This is a genomic window from Aquitalea sp. S1-19, assembly GCF_024343515.1.
Map to the genome: position 1 here is coordinate 16,341 of NZ_RJTZ01000025.1, position 18,871 is coordinate 35,211.

General features: G+C 60.4%; 18 protein-coding genes, 1 other RNA gene and 1 riboswitch. Of the genes, 6 read left to right on the top strand and 13 right to left on the bottom strand.

The genetic code is table 11. The features are described from left to right. Positions 1–74 precede the first annotated feature (74 nt). From EGI20_RS05845 to EGI20_RS05890, 10 genes are all read right to left on the bottom strand, one after another. Positions 75–920 (bottom strand): putative selenate ABC transporter substrate-binding protein, encoded by an 846-nt coding sequence (locus tag EGI20_RS05845; RefSeq protein WP_498630435.1) that lies wholly within the window; start codon positions 918–920, stop codon positions 75–77. Positions 921–1,127: 207 nt separating this feature from the next. Next, the gene (locus EGI20_RS05850; protein ID WP_498630436.1) at positions 1,128–1,934 is read right to left on the bottom strand and encodes a sulfite exporter TauE/SafE family protein; all 807 of its coding nucleotides are present in this window, start codon (positions 1,932–1,934) and stop codon (positions 1,128–1,130) included. Continuing rightward, on the bottom strand, positions 1,934–2,398 hold the full coding sequence (locus EGI20_RS05855; protein WP_498630438.1) for an EVE domain-containing protein: 465 nt from the start codon (positions 2,396–2,398) through the stop codon (positions 1,934–1,936). Before EGI20_RS05855 ends, EGI20_RS05850 begins: the two co-directional genes overlap by 1 nt. 77 nt (positions 2,399–2,475) lie before the next feature. After that, the gene (locus tag EGI20_RS05860) at positions 2,476–2,940 is read right to left on the bottom strand and encodes an anti-virulence regulator CigR family protein (RefSeq protein ID WP_498630464.1); all 465 of its coding nucleotides are present in this window, start codon (positions 2,938–2,940) and stop codon (positions 2,476–2,478) included. A 49-nt stretch (positions 2,941–2,989) separates the two neighbouring features. After that, positions 2,990–3,598: a 5-formyltetrahydrofolate cyclo-ligase gene (locus EGI20_RS05865; protein ID WP_498630441.1), complete on the bottom strand. Its 609-nt coding sequence runs from the start codon at positions 3,596–3,598 to the stop codon at positions 2,990–2,992. Positions 3,599–3,608: 10 nt separating this feature from the next. Then, a non-coding RNA gene (ssrS, locus tag EGI20_RS05870) (6S RNA) lies at positions 3,609–3,794 on the bottom strand. Positions 3,795–3,819: 25 nt separating this feature from the next. Further along, a complete protein-coding gene (locus EGI20_RS05875) occupies positions 3,820–4,125 on the bottom strand; it encodes a cell division protein ZapA (RefSeq protein ID WP_124734841.1) in 306 nt (101 codons plus the stop codon). Further along, entirely contained in the window at positions 4,118–4,375 is a 258-nt protein-coding gene (locus EGI20_RS05880) for a hypothetical protein (protein ID WP_498630444.1), read from the bottom strand. The genes EGI20_RS05875 and EGI20_RS05880 overlap by 8 nt, the downstream gene beginning before the upstream one ends. A 9-nt stretch (positions 4,376–4,384) precedes the next feature. Beyond that, the gene (gene cobU, locus EGI20_RS05885) at positions 4,385–4,912 is read right to left on the bottom strand and encodes a bifunctional adenosylcobinamide kinase/adenosylcobinamide-phosphate guanylyltransferase (RefSeq protein WP_498630446.1); all 528 of its coding nucleotides are present in this window, start codon (positions 4,910–4,912) and stop codon (positions 4,385–4,387) included. A gap of 3 nt (positions 4,913–4,915) precedes the next feature. Then, positions 4,916–6,754 (bottom strand): TonB-dependent receptor domain-containing protein, encoded by a 1,839-nt coding sequence (locus EGI20_RS05890; RefSeq protein WP_498630448.1) that lies wholly within the window; start codon positions 6,752–6,754, stop codon positions 4,916–4,918. 125 nt (positions 6,755–6,879) lie between these two features. Next, a riboswitch (cobalamin riboswitch) is annotated at positions 6,880–7,059 on the bottom strand. Between the two features lie 81 nt (positions 7,060–7,140). On the opposite strand from EGI20_RS05890, the gene cobT reads away from it, so the two are divergent. Genes cobT through cobS form a run of 3 tightly spaced genes read left to right on the top strand, consistent with a single transcriptional unit; the run spans position 7,141 to position 9,490 of the window. Beyond that, entirely contained in the window at positions 7,141–8,178 is a 1,038-nt protein-coding gene (gene cobT / locus EGI20_RS05895) for a nicotinate-nucleotide--dimethylbenzimidazole phosphoribosyltransferase (protein WP_498630450.1), read from the top strand. Beyond that, entirely contained in the window at positions 8,175–8,777 is a 603-nt protein-coding gene (locus EGI20_RS05900) for a histidine phosphatase family protein (protein WP_498630452.1), read from the top strand. Before cobT ends, EGI20_RS05900 begins: the two co-directional genes overlap by 4 nt. Next, positions 8,765–9,490 (top strand): adenosylcobinamide-GDP ribazoletransferase, encoded by a 726-nt coding sequence (gene cobS, locus EGI20_RS05905; RefSeq protein ID WP_498630454.1) that lies wholly within the window; start codon positions 8,765–8,767, stop codon positions 9,488–9,490. Before EGI20_RS05900 ends, cobS begins: the two co-directional genes overlap by 13 nt. 47 nt (positions 9,491–9,537) lie before the next feature. Here the strand turns inward: cobS and speB are convergent, their stop codons facing one another. Next, on the bottom strand, positions 9,538–10,503 hold the full coding sequence (speB, locus tag EGI20_RS05910; protein ID WP_124734835.1) for an agmatinase: 966 nt from the start codon (positions 10,501–10,503) through the stop codon (positions 9,538–9,540). 273 nt (positions 10,504–10,776) lie between these two features. Here speB and EGI20_RS05915 point away from each other — a divergent pair, with 273 nt between their 5' ends. The 3 genes from EGI20_RS05915 to mdtD are packed head-to-tail and all read left to right on the top strand — an operon-like array spanning position 10,777 to position 16,074. Beyond that, positions 10,777–11,769 (top strand): sugar ABC transporter substrate-binding protein, encoded by a 993-nt coding sequence (locus EGI20_RS05915; protein ID WP_498630456.1) that lies wholly within the window; start codon positions 10,777–10,779, stop codon positions 11,767–11,769. Further along, a complete protein-coding gene (locus tag EGI20_RS05920; RefSeq protein ID WP_498630457.1) occupies positions 11,769–14,609 on the top strand; it encodes a bifunctional diguanylate cyclase/phosphodiesterase in 2,841 nt (946 codons plus the stop codon). The genes EGI20_RS05915 and EGI20_RS05920 overlap by 1 nt, the downstream gene beginning before the upstream one ends. 52 nt (positions 14,610–14,661) lie before the next feature. Continuing rightward, positions 14,662–16,074: a multidrug transporter subunit MdtD gene (mdtD, locus tag EGI20_RS05925; protein WP_498630458.1), complete on the top strand. Its 1,413-nt coding sequence runs from the start codon at positions 14,662–14,664 to the stop codon at positions 16,072–16,074. A 28-nt stretch (positions 16,075–16,102) separates the two neighbouring features. Here mdtD and EGI20_RS05930 read toward each other — a convergent pair whose 3' ends face one another. Together EGI20_RS05930 and EGI20_RS05935 are read right to left on the bottom strand one after the other, a co-directional pair. Further along, on the bottom strand, positions 16,103–18,052 hold the full coding sequence (locus EGI20_RS05930; RefSeq protein ID WP_498630460.1) for a PhoX family protein: 1,950 nt from the start codon (positions 18,050–18,052) through the stop codon (positions 16,103–16,105). 165 nt (positions 18,053–18,217) lie between these two features. Further along, a partial coding sequence (locus tag EGI20_RS05935) for an SPOR domain-containing protein (RefSeq protein WP_498630462.1) occupies positions 18,218–18,871 on the bottom strand: 654 nt, incomplete at its 5' end.

An 18,871-nucleotide genomic window follows, 5' to 3' on the forward strand; every position in this document is an offset into this window, starting at 1 on the left:
CTTTGGAATTCGAAAGGTGTCTTGTCGGGGCAGCGATGCGTGGCGCTCACGCACCGCTGCCCGGCAGGGTGCTTTTATTTCAACAGGCCGGCCTCGCGCGCAGCCGATTCTATGCTTTGGTAGTTGGCCGCGCGGGTCGGCACGAAGCGGGTGGCACGCTGCAGCTCGAGAATAGCCAGATCAGCCGGCTTTTTCGGATCCAGCTTGAGGAAGGCGGCGCTGATTTTCTTTTGCAGCTTGGCATCCAGCGTGCCGCGTACCGTCCAGTTGTAATCGTAAAAAGACGGCGTGGTCGCCACCACCTTGACCTTGCTTGGATCTATCTTTCCGCTTTCGACCAGTTTTTCCCACACCGAGGCATTGAGCACGCCGCCGTCGACCTTGCCGGACGCAACCCAGGCGACCGTCGCATCATGTGCACCGGAATAGCCTACATTCTTGAACGCGGTTTCCGGCTTGAGCCCGGCTTTTTGCAGGAAATAGCGCGGCATCAGGTGGCCGGAAGTACTCGAGGCCGAGCCGAAAGCAAAGCTCTTGCCCTTGAAGTCCTGCAAGCTCTGGATACCCGAAGCCGTGCCGGCAATATATTTGGAGGTAAAGCGGGTGTCTTCCTCGCGCTGCACCAGAGGCACGACCTTGCCGCGCTGGCTGGCTTGTACAAAGGTAAAGCCGCCCAGCCAGGCCAGATCGATCTTGTCGCTATTGAGCGCAGTGACCACCGAGGCGTAATCGGTCACCGGAATAAACTGGACCTTCATTCCCAGCTCTTTTTCCAGATACGCGCCCAAGGGCGCAAATTTGCGCTGCAGTTCGGTCGGGGCTTCATCCGGAATAGCGGAAACCTTGAGGATGGCTTCGTCGGCATGGACAAACAGGCTTGCGCCCAGCAGTAGCCCTGCCAGCAGATTTTTGGCGTGCATAGTGTTCTCTTGTGTGGTGCGGGCAATACGCCGCATACATCCGGCCCGGGCGGTGCGCCCGGACAATAAAAATCCAGTCATCAGGACTGGCAAGGGTGGCGGGCAATAGGCCGCCGAAAGCCGTCCGGCTACGCGAGGCAGCCGGGCGGCATTCTAATTCATTTCACATACCATGACACGGATAAACGCAGGCTCTCATGCACGAGCTTAACGCAACAGCGTCCACAGCATCTCGGTCGCCATCACCGCCATCAACAGCGCGAACGCCTTCTTCAGTTTCGCCACCGGCAATTTATGCGCGGCACGTGCGCCAACCGGCGCCAGCAAGACGGTCATCACCATCAGAGTCAGCATGGCCGGCAGATAGATGAAACCAGCCGAGCCCCATGGCAAGCCGGTCTGGCCCCAGCCGCTAGCCAGATAACCGATGGCGCCGGACACGGCAATCGGCCAGCCCAGCGCGGCACTGGTGCCTATGGCGGTATGCACCGGCACATTGCACCAGCTCATAAACGGCACGCTCATCGAGCCGCCACCGATGCCGACCCAGCTCGAGATCATGCCGATCACACCGCCCGCCCCCCATTGCCCGGCTGTGCCCGGCAGTTCGCGGCTGGCCGGCGGCTTGGCGCCCAGATACATCTGCAGCCCGATCACATAGGCGTAGAGCACGAAAAACCAGCGCAGCTCGCGCCCCGGTATCCAGCCGGCGATCACGCTGCCGGCCAGCGTGCCCAGCACCATAGCCGGTGCCATGCGCTTGACGATGCGCCAGTTCACCGCGCCCCGTTGCTGGTGGGCGCGCACGCTGGAAATGCTGGTAAACACCATCACCGCCAGCGAAGTACCCACCGCAATATGCTGGACATGCGCGCCGCCCAGATGGGCAGCAGACAATACGCCAACCACCACCGGCACAATGACCAGTCCACCGCCCACACCCAACAGGCCGGCCAGAAAACCGGCAATCGCCCCGAAACCCAGCAACACCGCAAACAAGGATAAAGACAGCATTAGCTCAGGTGCTCCATGATAATTGCCCACTGTTGCGGGCTGACGGGGGTAATGGACAGGCGGTTACCACGCTTGAGCACCGCCATGTCCTCCAGGCCGGGGATCGCACGCAGGGCGGCCGGGCTCAGCAGCGGCGTTGTGGCGACAAAGCGCACGTCGACGCAGACCCAGCGCGGCGCATCCGAGGTAGATTTCGGGTCGAAATACGGGCTTTGCGGATCGAATTGCGAGCTGTCGGCATGTGCGGCACACGCTACTTCGGCGATGCCGGCAATGCCCGGCGCCGGACAGCTCGAATGCCAGAACAGCACCTGGTCACCCGGTTGCATGTCGTCGCGCATGAAGTTGCGCGCCTGATAATTGCGCACCCCATTCCATTCAAAGGCGCGTGCGGGCTCACGTGCCAGATCGGCTATAGCCGTATCGTCAGGCTCGGACTTCATCAGCCAGTAACGCTTTTCCACTCTGTGCTCCATAAAAAATGCCGGCAGTATGCCGGCATTGTGCGGATGCGAATCTATTCAGGCAAGGCGGGATGCCCCTAGTCGAAGATACCCTGCAGGACATCGGCGATGATGGCCGTCCCTATCGCCACCAGCACCAGATCGCGTCCGGCCACCTGCCATTCATAGCCAGGATGGCGCGGCAACTCGTTCAGCAATGGCAACGGAACAGCCCGCTTGGCAATGCCCGGAGGCAGCGGTTTGCCGCGGGCCAGATTCTTGCGTATGCCAGGCGGCAGGGATGCATAGCCGCCGATATCGATATGGTGCTCGCGGATAATGGCCTGCACCGCCGCGGCCGTAATGCCGGCACGGATCAGATCCTGCGCCGCATCATGGCCATCGACCGCGCGCTCGACACTCCCTTTTTTACCCGACGGCTGATGCTTCTGCGGCTTGCCAGCGTGGCCATGCGGATTGCCCTTGCCCTCGGGTGGTGCCGCCGATACCGGCGCACCGGCCAGCATCAGCGACAACAGGCCGCACAGGGTGGCGCGGATCATGACAGACACGGTTTCTCCTTCATGCATACATAATAATCAGGGTAAACCATCAACCCCAGCGCTGCCAGCCTTGTGCCGTCAGCCGGTACAGGCCGGCCTCGGTCAGCAGCGCATCCAGCCGCACATCCCAGCTCTCGCGCGGCACCCGCGCCACACGCTGGCATTCATACGCCACCCCGACTAGCAAAGGACCACCGGCACGGCGGCGGCGGTAAGCCAGTGTCGCATCGTAGAAACCGCCGCCCTGCCCCATGCGATAACCCTCGTCATCGATGCCCAGTAGCGGCACAAACAACAGATCCAGATTTTCGGCGCGCGCCAGCATTCCGTCGTATTCGGTGATGCCATAGCGCGGATGGGAAAACCAGCGATCAGCCGCGCCAATGCGGGAAAACCACAAACGGCGGGCACGATGGGGGATGCGGGGTAAAAACAGGGAAGCGCCACGAAACAGGGCGGCACTCATCAAGGGTTCGAGATCGAGTTCGGAGCCGGCGGCAAGATAGCCGCCTATACGCTTACCGCGCCCGAGCAGACGCGAGGCATGGCGCAAAACGGCAAGCGCAGCGCGCCCGCGTTCGACACGCGACACGGCCATGCGCCGGCGGCGCAATTCACGCCGGAGCAATTGTTTATCGTGGACAACGGGGAGATTCATCTTGGAAGAGGAACCCCCCGCGAGTGGCGATCCGGCAAAATCCGCTTGAACCCTGAACAAAGGGGGTCACGGGTCTTGTGTTTCGGGCGCTTCCGGCAAGCCGGAGCGACACACCCACACATGTTAAAACCTGCAACCAAAGCGAACACATTGGTTCAAGGAAATTTGTGAGCCTTCTCGCACACCGCAGGGGGATTTAAACCTTGCAGTGACCGGCCTGACTAGCTGGGCCGGCTCTGATCAAGCGCCGTATCGGCCGCTTCGATCATGGAACGTATTTTACGTTGGAATTGCGCGATCTCCAAGCCCTCACCGACTTTTATCTTCAAAAGATCATGCGCGATATTCAGCGCCGCCATAATGGCGATCTTGTCGGTGTCCATAATGCGGCCGGCACCCTGAATCGCATCGATCTTGCCGCTAAGCAAACGCACTGCTTCTTGCAGTGTTTCCTGCTCCTCCGGCGGCGTAGCAATAGCGAACTGGCGGCCCAGCAGGTTAACGTCGACGTGGACCAGATTACTCATCGTCAGCTTCTCCCGGCAGGCGCGCGATCAAGGCTTCGACCCGCAAGCGCGTCTCTTCGACGCAGAACTTGAGTTCGGCATTTTCTTTCAGCACTTCAGCCAGCACGCTGGCCATGCGCTCATTCTGGCCATCCAGCTCGTGGATGCGTGCAATCAGCGCAGCAACCCGGCCTTCCAGAGATTCGAATTCGGTTTCCATGACGGCGAGAATAGCCAAGCCCGGCAAGGCCGTCAAACACTGCCCTTGCACAGGCCAGCCTTATGGCGTTTTCAGCACCAACGGCAGGCCGCAGGCCACCAGTGTCACCTGATCGCACACGGCCGCCACATCCTGATTCAAACGCCCCAACTCGTCGACAAAACACCGCGTCATCGCATCGGCCGCCACCACGCCCCAGCCGGTCTCGTTGGACACCAGCAATACCGTACCCGATATGTCGGCCAAAGCCACCAGCAGCGCCGCTTTCTCCACCTCAAAAGCATTGGTATGCAGCGCGCCATCCTCACCGAAAAAGCGCATCAGCCACATGCCGAGGCAATCGACCAGCAGCAGGGTGTCAGGCGCAGACTGCGCCCGCAGCAGCGCCGCCAGATCCCGCCTGGCCTCGGCCAGCGCCCAGACGGGCGGGCGGCGCGCCTGATGATGCGCCACCCTTTGGCCAAACTCGTCGTCACGCACCTGAGCCGTAGCGATATACGTCACCGGGCCCAGGTGTGCCAAGGCCAGGCTTTCGGCAAAGCGGCTCTTGCCGCAACGGGCACCACCCGAGATCAGATGCGTAGTCATGGCTTACTTGGGCTGGTAACGCACGCCAACGAACCAGGTACGGCCGCCGGTGTTGTAGCCGTAGGCATTTTCATAGTCACGGTCGGCTACGTTCTCGATACGCGCGGTTGCGGTCCACTCGCGTGCAAGCTTCACATCTGCATACAGGTTCAGCTTGGCATAACCCGGCAATTCCGCGCCATAATCAGGACGGCTGGCAGTGACATGATATTCCGCACCACTGATCCAGCGTCCCCAGTCATAAGAAGCATTGACCTGTCCAAACGCATGAGCACGACGGAGCAATTGCTTGCCCGTATTGCGGTCTTCCGGATCCTGCCAAGTCGCCGAGCCGGATAGCGTCAACGCCCCCATGCTGGACTCACCCACTAGCGTCACACCTTCAATACGGGCATCGCGGTTAACCGCCCCCATATTGTTGGTCGTCCCCTGATAAATAATCAGGTTATCTATCGTATTCTGGAACCACGTCAGCTCGGCACGATGCCCTGCATTTGTCCAACGCAAGCCTGCCTCATAATTGGTCGCTTCTTCCGGTTTCAAGTTAGGATTCGGCTTATACGAGCCGTACAGGTTATTGAAGGTTGGTGCCTGAAAGGCAGTGCCATAACCGGCACGAGCCAGCCAGCCATCAGCAAAGCGATAGCCATAAGAGGCCTGCCCTGTAGTCTTGCCGCCAAACTGGGAATTATCATCATGGCGCAAACTGGCCTGTAACAGGTGAGGCCCAAAATCACCGGTATAACCGACAAAAGCTGCTTTATTGGTGCGGCGCGTTACGGTGAAACCATTAGGCATGTAGCTGGAAACACCATCTACATTCTGCTCGGTATGCACCAGCCCCAACTGCAAAGCACCCAATTTGGTTGCCACATCGTTCTGCCACAGCCATTCGTTCTGCGTGGTATCGAACAAGCTGGCACGAACATCCATCTGCCCATCATCAAAGCCCTCCTGCTTGTCCTGCGTACGGGCAAAGCGCAGGGTACTGCTCCAGATATCGGTCAGCTTGTTTTGCAATTCGATGCTTTGACCGGACAAACGGCCTCTGATTTCATCCTGATTAACTTCACTCACATCGTATTCGACATTGCTGGATGTCTGAAACGAACGCACGGTCAGCGCGTGGCCTGCTGCCAATGTTTGCGTCAAATAGGCAGAGTAGGCATTCTCGCGATAAGCATCTCGGTCAGGATTATGCAGCCCCCATTCAGAATCCGAATTGGCACTCTGTGCAGAGAAGCCATTCGTCGACTGATGGCTCAGATTGATACCAAAGGCGGTGTTTGCCAATTTGCCATTGATACCCATGCCAGCAATCGTCGTACCACGCTCACCAAAGCCCAGATTCGCGCTGAACTTCGGTGCACCATCACCCTTGCGGGTAAAGATCTGGATCACGCCACCAATCGCATCCGCGCCATACAAACTGGATGCCGGCCCACGCAGAATTTCAACCCGATCGATCAGATCCAGTGGAATTTGCTGCAAGGCGGTCGTGCCGGCAGATGCCGACACAATGCGCATGCCATCGACCAGAATCAGTGTGTGATTCGAATTGGCACCGCGCATGAATACTGAAGAACTGGTTCCCATGCCGCCATTACTCACGACCTCCACCCCAGGCTGCCGCGCCAAAAGCTCGGTCAGCTGGGTGGCACCGGTTTCTTCGATCTCCTCGCGTGTAATCACCGTCACATCGGACAGTACTTTGGACACCGGCGTTGCCATACGGGTGGCGGTAACCACCATCTCTTCGGTCTGAACCGGGGTTTGGGCGGCGAATAGCGCCGGAGATAGTGCCAGAGACACCAGCGCAACAATAGATTTTTGCTTGAACATTAGGACAGCACCCCTCGAAAGAAAAACGAGAAGGAGTGCAGGAAGAAATGCGCAGTCCGCGCACCTTTAAGAACGACAATGGTCGTTATCGCCTCCCCGCGATACTCCAGCTAAAGACGCCAGTTCCGGCGGCGTCCGTGCAGGCTGGTCTCCGGGCTGGGTCAAACCAGCTTCGCGCCTTCCCGCCGAATATCGACAGTGGCTGTTGCGAAGCCTGCGCATCATTACTGATACGAGACCTTACCGTTGCGGGGGCAGCGCCGGATTTACACCGGCTTCCCATGACCTGCGGCGCGCAGTATATCTGGGCAAGCCGATTCCTTCCACGCCATTTGCGTCTTGCCTTATATTCCTTGACCATATAGCCCCCATACACAAAGCCCATCATGCCGACCTCGCTCCCCATCCCCGACCATATCGCCCTGCTCGCCGCCCAAGCCCGTCAAAACCGGCTGACCAAGCCCACAGGCAGTCTGGGCATGCTGGAAGACATTGCCTGCCGTTTTGCCGCCTGGCAGCAACGTGAAATCCCGCAACTGCCGCATGCAGCCATCACCGTGTTTGCCGCCGATCATGGCGTGACGGCCGAAGGCGTATCGGCTTACCCATCGGCCGTCACAGCCGAGATGGTGAAAAATTTTGCTGCAGGTGGCGCAGCCATCTGTGTACTGGCGCGCCAGCATAATGCACGGCTGGAAGTGGTCGATGTCGGCGTCGCCAGCACTTTGCCGCCCTTGGGCGAACATGTGGTGAACGCCAAGGTGATGACCGGAACGCACAATCTGGCGGTACAAGCTGCCATGAGCCGCGAGCAAGCGCAAGACGCGATAGAGGCCGGTCGCGCCGCCGCGCGTCGCGCCATTGATGCCGGTGCCACGCTGCTGATTGCCGGCGATATGGGCATAGGTAACACCACAGCCTCCGCCGCGCTGATCTGCCGTTTTTGCGCGCTGCCCGCCACGACCGTGGTCGGACGCGGCACCGGGGTGGATGATGCCGGCGTTCAACTCAAGGCACGCATTGTCGAGGCGGCACTGGCGCGCCTGACGCCGGACACTGAGGCGCTGGCGGTACTGGCCGAAGTAGGCGGACTGGAAATCGCCGCCATGGCCGGCTTCTATCTGGAGGGCGCACGCTTGGGCGTGCCCAGCCTGGTCGACGGCTTTATCGCCGCTGCTGCGGCACTGGTGGCGCAGGCGCTGGACCCAGACTGCACCCTGTGGCTGATGGCCAGCCACCGCTCGCAGGAAACCGGCCATCTGGCCGCGCTGGAACATCTTGGCCTGAGTCCGCTGGTCGATTTTCGCCTGCGTCTGGGCGAAGGCTCGGGCGCGGCTTTGGTGTTGCCGCTGATTGCCTCTGCCATCCTGCTGCACGGTGAAATGGCGACCTTTGATAGCGCCGGCGTGTCGGACAAGGCATGAGCGCCTACACGCTCACCTTGCTGCGCCACGGCGAGATAGATCACGCCGGCCGCCTGATCGGCCGCACCGATCTCGCGCTAAACACACAGGGCTGGCAACAGCTGCATGCAAGCTGGGGCAGCCTTAGCCGTACCGCGCCGGTGACGGCGCTAGCCAGCTCGCCGCTGCAGCGCTGCCACGGTTTTGCCGTCGAGTCGGCACTGGCCGCCTCGCTGCCGCTGAACGTCGATGCCGGTTTTGCCGAGATGGACTTCGGCGACTGGGACGGCCTGCCATCGGGTCTGATAGAGGCTCAGGCTCCGGGCTGGGGCCTGCGCCTGGCAGCCGGCGAGCTATGCCCCCCCAGGGGAGAGGACTACGCCGGCTTTCGCCAGCGCATACTGGCAGCGCTGGCGCAGTGGAATACGCAAGCCACAGGCGATCACCGTGTACTGATCACCCACGGCGGCGTGATTACCCTGCTCCTGGCCGAGTTGCTGGGCCTGCCATTTAGCGCCGCACGGCTGATCTCGGTACCACGCGGCGGTTTCGCCCAGCTATCCCTCCTCGAAGGGCATCCAGCCTATCTCACCCGACTGGAGTCGCCATGCGTAGCCTGATTCTGGCGGTGCAGTTCCTCACCCGCCTGCCCACTCCCCAGCTCAAGCACTTCGACCCGGCGTGGCTGGCCGATGCCGCGCGCTGGTTTGCCGTGGTCGGCCTGCTGGTCGGTGCGCTGATTGCCTTGCCGCTGTTTGCACTGGGTCAGATCGAGCCCTGGCTGGCGGCGATCGCGTCGCTATTGCTATGGGTATGGGTGACCGGTGGCCTGCATCTGGACGGGCTGGCCGATCTGGCCGATGCGCTAGGCGCTGCCCATAGCTCGCCGCAGCGCTTTATGGAAGTGATGAAAGACCCGCATGTCGGCAGCTTCGGCGTCATCGTGCTGATCTGCCAGCTGACGGCCAAACTGGTGCTGATGATGCTGCTCGCCAGAGCCGGGCTATGGGCAGCCCTGCTGCTGATACCGGCGTGGGCGCGGCTATTTGCCGTGGCCTGGTCGGCCACCCTGCCACCCTTGGCTGCCGGCAGCGGCGAGCGCTTTGCCTGGCGCAGCCACTGGCCTTCGTTCTGGCTGGCGGCGGCTACGCTTGCCAGCCTGTCGGCCTGGCTCTCCCCGGCTTTGCTGGCCGCACCATTGGCGGGTGTGCTCTGGTGGGCGTATCTGAAAAAGAAGCTGGGCGGGATGAGCGGCGATTGTCTGGGCGCGGGGATAGAGGTTAGCGAGACGCTGCTGCTCTTGCTGCTGGTCAGTGCCACGCTGATCAATTAAACGACAAAAGGGCATCCGTCAGGGATGCCCTTTTACTTACCTATAAATTACAGCTTGCCTGCCACCTTGCGCTGGCGCAGCACGCATAACAGATCGCAAGCAATATGTGCCGCGGCCAGGGCGGTGATTTCGCTCTGGTCAAATGGCGGCGACACTTCCACCACATCCATCCCCACCAGATTCACGTCTTCCAGCCCGCGTACGATCTGTAGCGCCTGTGCGCTGGTCAGCCCGCCCGGCACCGGCGTACCGGTACCCGGGGCGAAGGCCGGGTCGAGACAATCGATATCAAAGGTCAGATAAGCCGGGTTGTCGCCCACGATGTCCTTGATACGGCGCAGCGTTTCGGCCGCGCCGATCTCGTGCACCGTCGGTGCATCGATACGCGGAATACCCATAAAGTCATCATTCCAGGTACGCAAGCCGACCTGCACCGAGGTTTTCGGATCAATCAGCCCGTCTTTCACCGCCTTGTAAAACATGGTGCCGTGGTTAAGGCTGTCCGGACTGTCGTCAGCCCAGGTATCGCAATGGGCATCGAAGTGGATCAGGCTCAGCGGCTTGCCATATTTCTCGGCATGCGCAATCAGCAAGGGATAGGTGATGAAATGGTCGCCACCAAAGGTCAGCATCTTGGCGCCGGAAGCAAGGATGGTGCGCGCATGTTCAATAATCGCGTCCTTGATGGTCAGCGGGTTATGCGCATCGAACCAGCAGTCGCCATAGTCGATCACCGCCAGATCCTCGAACGGATCAAACCCCCAGGGAAAGGGCTTGAGCTCGGCCAATTGCACGCTGGCAGCACGCACAGCCGCCGGCCCCAGACGCGCGCCGGGGCGGAAGGTCACCGCCAGATCCAGCGGCACGCCGGACACCACCACATCGGCCCCGGCAAGCTCGCGCGTGTAGTTGCGGCGCATAAAGGAGAGCACGCCGGCGTAAGTGTTTTCGATGGAAGAACCGAACAGGCCGGTACGGCGGATCGCGCCGTCCCCATAAATCATCTGCGACATGGTGTTACCCCATGTAAATCACGCCGGGCAGTCACCGGCTACCGTCCATCTTGTACAGCCGACGGTTTAAGGCTGCCGTGCCCCATCGGCACATCATGCAGTGTGCCCTCGGTATCAGCACTACGCAAGAAAGACAACGAAAGCATACTCATTTGTAATAAGCCGGCAACATGCGATAAGATCATGCTGAGCTTGATAGGTTTCACTTAATACGAAAACGGGCATCATCGATGATGCAAGATGGCTTTCGATCTTTTATTGCAGGCACAAGCCATGACCTTTTCTAAATTCAGGCAACTGATTGTCACCTTGCTGTTGATTGGACTGGCTGCCTGCGATAGCGAACAAGCTTCTATTTCCGCCATTACCGCATCGGCTCCGGCGACCGCTGCCAGCGGCACAAATGGCCTGCGGGTGTCGCTGGTCATGAAAACCCTGACCAATCCCTTCTTTATCGAAATGGAAAAAGGGGCACGCCGTGCCGCGCAGGAAACCGGCACCCGGCTGGATGTCAAAACAGCGACACAAGAAACCTCGATCGAACAGCAAATCAAGATTGTCGAAGATACAGTCAAGCGCGGCACGGATGCGATCGTGATTGCACCGGGCGACTCGGTGCGCCTGGTGCCGGCCCTCAAGCAGGCACAGCAGGCCGGCATCCATATCGTCAATATCGATAACCGGCTGGACACACGAGCCATGGCGGCACAAGGCATGCGTCCGGTGCCTTTTATCAGCATCAACAATGAAGCGGCCGCTTTTACATCGGCCATGGAACTGAGCCGCCATCTGCCCGCGCACTCGGCGGTTGCCATTATCGAAGGCATTCCATCGGCCGATAATGCAAAGCAACGGCGCCTGGGCGCACAGCGCGCCTTCCAGCAGGCCGGCATGCAGCTCGTTGCCAGCGAAAGCGCCTACTGGAAAATAGACGATGCCTACCGTGTCACCCAGTCCTTGCTGCAACAACACCCCAATTTGCGCGGAATTTTCTGCGCCAACGATATGATGGCGATCGGTGCCCGCAAATATCTGACTGACAGCAAGCGCACACACATCCTTGTCGCCGGCTTCGATGCCATCCCCGATGCCCGCCTGGCACTCGCCCGTGGCGAACTGGTCGCGACAATGGACCAGCAGGGCAATGAACAAGGCTATCAGGGCGTCAAAACAGCGCTTGCCATGCTAGCCGGCAAGCCGGTGCCGGCCGAGTTACTGGTCGATTCCGTTCTTCTGCGCGGCACGCGCCCCGGCACAGCACCGTAATGAAGATCAATATCTCGTTCAAGCTGATCGGGTTCTTGCTGGCCATCAGCGTCTTGCCGCTGCTGCTATACCAGCTGATCAGCTTCAGCGTGACGCGCAGCACGGTGGTCGAGCTGGCTTCCCGCCATAATATGAACCTACTGACCGAACAGGCCGCCCATCTGACCCAGCATCTGGAACAGATCGAAGACCTGATTCATAACATCGAGTCGGTAGACGAGATCAAGCAGATGCTGGCGCGCGCCGACAAATCCAGCCAGCGCGACAATGCTTTCGAGTCCTTATCTACCCAGGCGCGCATAGGCTATATCCTCAGCGGATACAGCAGCCTGAAAGGACTGGCCTCCATCGATCTGTTTACCCGCAATGGCCAGCACTACCATGTGGGCGATACGCTCAACCTGTCAGCCATCGACCATACGCTACGCGAGCGATTGCAGCGCGACACGAACGGTGCAGGTAATGCCATTCGCTGGCATGGCATTGAAAACAACGTCAATACCTCGTCCAGTACCCGGCAAGTGATTGTCGCGACCAAACTGCTGCAACAGCTGGATGCCAGCGGCCAGAAGACGGCGACTCTCGCCATGCTGCAGGTCAATTTCGACCCGCGCTTTCTGTACCAGCACCTGCGCGAGATGGAGATGGGGAAAGGTGCGGTGTTACTGGTCGTCGACGCCAAACAGCACCTGCTGTTTCACCCGGACGAAGCGCTGCTGGGGCAGGCCATAGATCCGGCGCTAGGCGTACTGTTACAAGGCCGGCAAGGATCGCTCACCATCAAAATGGATGAGCAAGCAACCCAGCTCAACTACCACAAACTGGCAGGGCTGGATTGGTATGTAGTTAGTCTGATACCGCAAGCGACCTTGCTGGCACCGGTCAGCCGCATCGCACAGGCCGGCGTCGCCATCCTGCTCGCCTCCCTGCTGCTGATTGCCTTGCTGATCCGCCTTTATACCATCCGGGTTATACATCCCTTGCGCGCCATTTCGGACGGTTTCCGCGACTTTCAGGCCGACCGCCTGCCACCGCGGTGGCGACTGGCCAAAATACGCACACTTGACGAAATCAACCAGCTGACAGAATGGTTCAACGCCTTTCTTGACCGCGCACAGGAACGTCAGCGTGCCGAAGCCGACCTGCGCATTGCGGCTATCGCCTTCGAGGTACAAGAAGGGATGGTCATCACGGACCGGCACCAGTTAATCGTGCGCGTCAATCAGGCCTTTTGCGACATCACCGGCTATCGCAGCGAAGAAGTGGTGGGCCAGCCTATCCGGCTGCTGCAATCGGGCCGTCACTCTGCCGAGTTTTATCGCGCCATGTGGGACGAACTGGTCCGCAACCATACCTGGCAAGGCGAGCTATGGAACCGGCGCAAGAATGGCGAGATTTACCCCGAGTGGCTGACTATCACCACGGTTCTCGATGAGCAGGGGCAAATCACCCACTATATCGGCACCATGACCGATATTACGTTGCGTAAACATGCCGAAGAAGAGATCCAGCGTCTGGCCTATTACGATCCGCTGACCAGACTGCCCAACCGCCGCATGCTGCTGGACAATCTGCAACATGCCATGGCCGGCGCGACACGCAGCGGTTTGTCTGGTGCACTGCTGTTTATCGACATGGACAACTTCAAGGATCTGAACGACACCCAGGGCCATGACAAGGGCGACCTGATGCTGCAACAGGTCGCCCAGCGCCTGCGCAGCAATACGCGGGATAGCGATATTGTCGCCCGGCTAGGCGGAGACGAGTTTGTGGTACTGCTGGAAGGGCTGAGTACCGACCCGGAAACTGCAGCCGGCTATTGCAAGACCGTAGCCGAAAAACTGCTGGCGGCCCTGCAGGAAAACTACATCCTGGGCAAACATAATCACCACAGCTCCTGCAGCATCGGCGTTGCATTGGTCCATGGCCACGATGGCAATATCGAAAACATGCTCAAGCAGGCCGATCTTGCGATGTACCAGGCCAAGGCCAGCGGACGCAATACCGTCTGCTTCTTCGACCAGGCCATGCAGCATACGGTAGACGAGCGCGCTGCGCTGGAGTCCAGCCTGCGCGATGCCATACACCAGCAGCAACTGGCACTGCACTATCAGCCTCAGGTCAATGCCCAAGGCAAGGTGCTGGGCGCCGAAGCATTGTTGCGCTGGCAACACCCCGAAAAAGGCCCGATCTCGCCAGGGCTGTTTATTCCGCTGGCGGAAAAAAGCACGCTCATCATCCAGCTGGGCAACTGGGTACTGGAAACGGCCTGCCGCCAACTGGTCAGCTGGAGCCATGCGCCGGAAAGTGCCGGGCTGACGCTGGCCGTCAATGTCAGCGCCCGCCAGTTTCATCAGCCCGATTTTGTGCAGCAAGTGCTGGACATCATAGAACAGACCGGCGCCGATCCGCGACGACTCAAACTCGAACTGACCGAAAGCATGCTGTTGAACCATGTGCAGCAAACCATTCTCAAGATGATGGCGCTCAAGGCTCACGGCATCAGCTTTTCACTGGATGACTTCGGTACCGGCTACTCGTCGCTAGCCTATCTCAAACGCCTGCCGCTGGATCAGCTCAAGATAGACCAGAGCTTTGTGCGCGATCTGCAACAAGCGGGCCACGATACCGATACCGATATCGTGCGTACCATCCTGGCACTGGCACAGACGCTGGCGCTGGATGTCATTGCCGAAGGCGTAGAGACGGATGCCCAGCAAGCGACCCTGGCACGCCTGGGCTGCCATCACTATCAGGGCTATCTGTTCGGCCGGCCGCTACCGATAGAACAATTCAATCAGGCCCTCAGTCAGAGAAGCGCACAAACCATCACCGCCTGAGCCAGTACGGCCAATGCCGGCAAGATGACACGTCGGCATATATAGTGCGTAGATGCCGACTCTGCTTCCTCCCCGCGTCGATGGCGTCTCCCCCTGGCTGCCCTGGCTTGCTGCCATCAGCCTGTTTATGGAGACGCTGGACGCCACCATCCTCAACACCGCCCTGCCGTCGATGGCCGCCAGCCTGGGCGAGAGCCCGCTGGTGATGCAGTCGGTGCTGGTCGCTTATGTGCTGACGCTGGCGGTGCTGGTACCGCTCTCCGGCTGGGTGGCCGACCGCTTCGGCACCCGCCGCGCCTTCCTTGCCGCCATCGTACTGTTCACGCTGGGCTCCATATTGTGTGCCGCCTCGCAGACACTGCCGCAGATGATAGCCTGCCGTATCGTGCAAGGGGTGGGCGGCGCGCTGATGCTGCCCACCGGACGCCTGGCCGTACTCAAGAGCTATCCCGATCGCACCAGCCGCATGGAGGCGCTTAATTTTATTGCCCTGCCCGGCCTGATCGGCCCGGTACTCGGCCCTTCGCTCGGCGGCCTGATTGTCGAGTACAGCAGCTGGCACTGGATCTTTCTGGTCAATGTGCCGGTCGGCATACTGGGCTTTGTGCTGGCGTGGAGGCATATGCCGCAGCTACGCGAGCCCGCTGCCCGCATCGATGTGCCCGGCTATCTGCTGTTTGCCAGCGGTGTACTACTGCTTTCCTACGCACTGGAGATGTTCGGCGAACACCGCCTGTCCATAGCTGCCACCCTGGCAATGGCCGCTTGCGGCATCGCCAGTATCGCCGGCTATATTGCCTACGCCCGGCACCACAAGGCACCGCTGTTTCCGCTGGCCATTTTCCGCAACCGTATTTTCAGCATCGGCATCTTGGGCAATTTATTGGTGCGTCTGGGCTCGGGCGGCCTGCCCTTGCTGCTGCCGCTATTTTTGCAGCTGGCCTTTCTCTATTCGCCGGCACATGCCGGCCTGCTGCTGATGCCGATTGCCGGTGCCGCGCTGCTGGTCAAGCCCGCCGTCGTGCCGCTGATCCAGCGTTTCGGCAACTACCGCGTGCTGATGCTCAGCAATATCGCGGTGGGGGCAGCCATCATGGCGCTGGCGTTTACCACGCTACAGACAAGCAATCTGTATTTCGTGCTGGTGCTGCTGGCTTTCGGTGCCGCCATTTCGCTGCAATTCTCCACACTCAACGCCAGCGCGCTGTCCAGTCTGCCGGCCGAATACGCCAGCGCCGGCAATATGCTGCTCTCGACCGCCATGCAGCTGGCGCTCAGCATGGGCCTGACCTTCGCCATCGTGGTGCTGTCGCTATTTTTAGGGCAGGACTTCCACCCGGACCAGGGCAAGACCTTTGCCGCCTACCACCATACATTCATCACGCTGGCGCTGATGACATGGGTCAGCGGCCTGGTCTTTTTGCTGATACGAAAACCGGCCAGACAAACGACAAGGCCGGCATAAAGCCGGCCTTGCATTCTGCTTTTCCGCCTTAGCTACCGATCACCCCGCCATCCAGCTTGCGGATCACCACCGTGGCCGAGCGTGGTCGACCGGAAGCAGCGCCGTCCGGCCAGCTCGAAACCGCCGTCGGCTTGGCCGGGTCGGTGCGTTCGCTTTCCGGCTCGCCGGGGTGCTGGATATTGATGAACAGCGTTTTGCTATCCGGCGTAAAACTGATGCCGGTAATCTCGCAGCCGTTGGGGCCGGTGAGAAAGCGACGGAATTCGCCGCTTTGCGGGATCACCGCCAGCATCTGGTTGTTGCCCATGCCTGCGTAGTCCTTCATGTTAACCGTTGAGGTCGACACATCGGTCTGTACCCATAGCACGCCCTGAGCATCGAAGCTGAGTCCGTCCGGGCTGCCAAAGCCATCACCCTTGAGCGCCCCTTTATGCTCGCTCTTGGCGGCATCCTGCTTGCCGGCCAGCGCGAAGATGTCCCACTTGAACGAAGCCGCCGCCGCGTTGCCGCCGGCCTCGTGCCAGCGGATGATATGGCCGAACTTGTTGTCGGCGCGCGGGTTGGCAGCATCCGTGCCCGGCTTGCCCTCGGTGCCGCGCTCACTGTTATTGGTCAGCGTGCAATACACTTCGCCAGCTACGCGCGGGTTGACCGCAACCCACTCCGGCCTGTCCATCTTGGTTGCACCCACGATATCGGCCGCCATGCGGGCCTTGATTGCGACCTCGCCCTGATCGGCAAAACCGGCACCGGCATCCACCCCGTTCTGGCCATGCACCAGCGGCAGCCACTGGCCGGAGCCATCGGCATCGAAGCGCGCGACGTACAGCGTGCCCTCGTCCAGCAAGTTCATATTGGACTTGCGGTTCTTCGGCTGGTAACGGTTTTTCGACACAAACTTGTAGATATATTCGAAGCGCTGGTCGTCCCCCATATACACCACGGCGCGGCCATCGGGCGCAATCGTCACCGTCGCGCCTTCGTGCTTGAAGCGGCCTAGTGCCGTGCGCTTGACCGGCTTAGACTTCGGGTCGTAGGGGTCAACCTCGACCACCCAGCCAAAGCGGTTGGCCTCATTCGGGTTAATCTGCAAGTCGAAACGGAAATCTTCCCATGCCCACTTGTAGCCTGCGTCCTTGTTCTTGATGCCATAACGCTTCTCGTTGTCCGACAGCGTGCCCGAATCGTTGACGAAGTAGCCGTCGAAGTTTTCCTCGCAGGTCAGATAGGTGCCCCACGGCGTCTTACCGTTGGCGCAGTTATTGAAGGTGCCAAGGATCTCGACCCCCTTGGGGTCGGCCTCGGTCTGCATCAGAGCATGGCCGCGCGCCGGGCCACCGATCGCGATCGGCGTATTGGCGGTGATGCGGCGTGCGTACTTCGACGGACGCACCACGCGCCAGCCGCGCCCCTTGCCGGCATCCTCCACCTCGATCACCGATACCCCCACCGCCGCCTGTGCCTTTTTGACCTTGTCGCCGCTCCAGGTTTTCATGCCATCGCTGTGCAGCAGGCCGTCGTCGGTGTATTCATGGTTGATCGCCAGCAGGCCATGCTTGGCAGCCTGCGAGCCCTGCGGCAGCGGGAAGAACGCCATGCCGTCATGGTGCATGCCGGCCTGTACTTCCTGCTCGGCGGCGCTATTGGACGCATCCGGCTTGAACGCAGGGCTCATGCCCTTGATTCCGACCTGGTCGCCCCATGCATACAGCACGTCAGCTACATAGCCTTGCGGCACTACGACCCTATCCTCCACCGAGAACGGCACCGGTGCAAAGCCCAAGACCGCCGGCTTCTCCGACATGGGCGCGGCCTGAACCAGCGCCGGCAATAAACCGGCTACGCCGGCAGCACCACCGGCCTGCAGCACGCTGCGCCGTGACAGGCGTGCATCCAGTACGGCGGAAAACGCCGGGTTGCCCGATTCATTACTGCACTCTTCCACTCCGTGATGCTTGATCTTGTAGCTGTCGCTCATGAATGACTCCGTTGGGTTCTACCGCGAGGCCGGTCGATAAGGACAACCATAAGTCACTACTGTGACAGCAGGATCAAAAAAATATGACATTAATATGAAACGGGCGTGTAACGGAAAGAGAGCAAGGCAGGTGTCGGGAGCGGGCGCTCCCGACGGGCAGGTCGCTTAGTTACAGTTGAAAGGCTGGACCACGATGCCGGGCAGCAGGCGCTGCTGCACCGCCTTGAGTTTGTCCACCTGCTCCGGTGTCAGCGCACGCAGGCTCACCGTGGTTTTCTTGCTGCGCGCTCCGCGCGCATCGATCTGTGCCTTGTCAAAGCCCAGGTCCTTCAGACGCTTGACCAGGGCCTTGGCGCCCTCTTCCTTGGCAAACAGGCCCAATGACAGGTAACCGCGAAACGGGCCCTCATTGCGCACGATATAGCTATCCAGCCCCTTGGCCTTGAGCTCGGCGATCAGGGTCAGCGTCTCGGACTGGGTCGCCAGCGGCGGGTAATACACCCAGGCCTTGCCGCCGGCCTGCTTGTCCTCGCGCACGCTGTCCGACACCTGAGCCGCCGGCAGGCGCAAAGTGGTAATACCGCCACGGGCACGCGCCAGCTGGCTGTCGTTCAACTCGCCCCAACGATAACACTGCTTGACCACCTCGACCTTGGCGACAGGCAACTCGGCACGCGGTGCAACCGCAGCCGGCGCACTGGCTACCGGCTTGACCGGCACAGGTGCGGGTATGGAGGCAAGCGGCACGCTGGCTTCGGTCAGCCCCTGTTCCACACTCGGGGCGCTGGCGGCCACGCGAGCCGGATAGCCATGATCCAG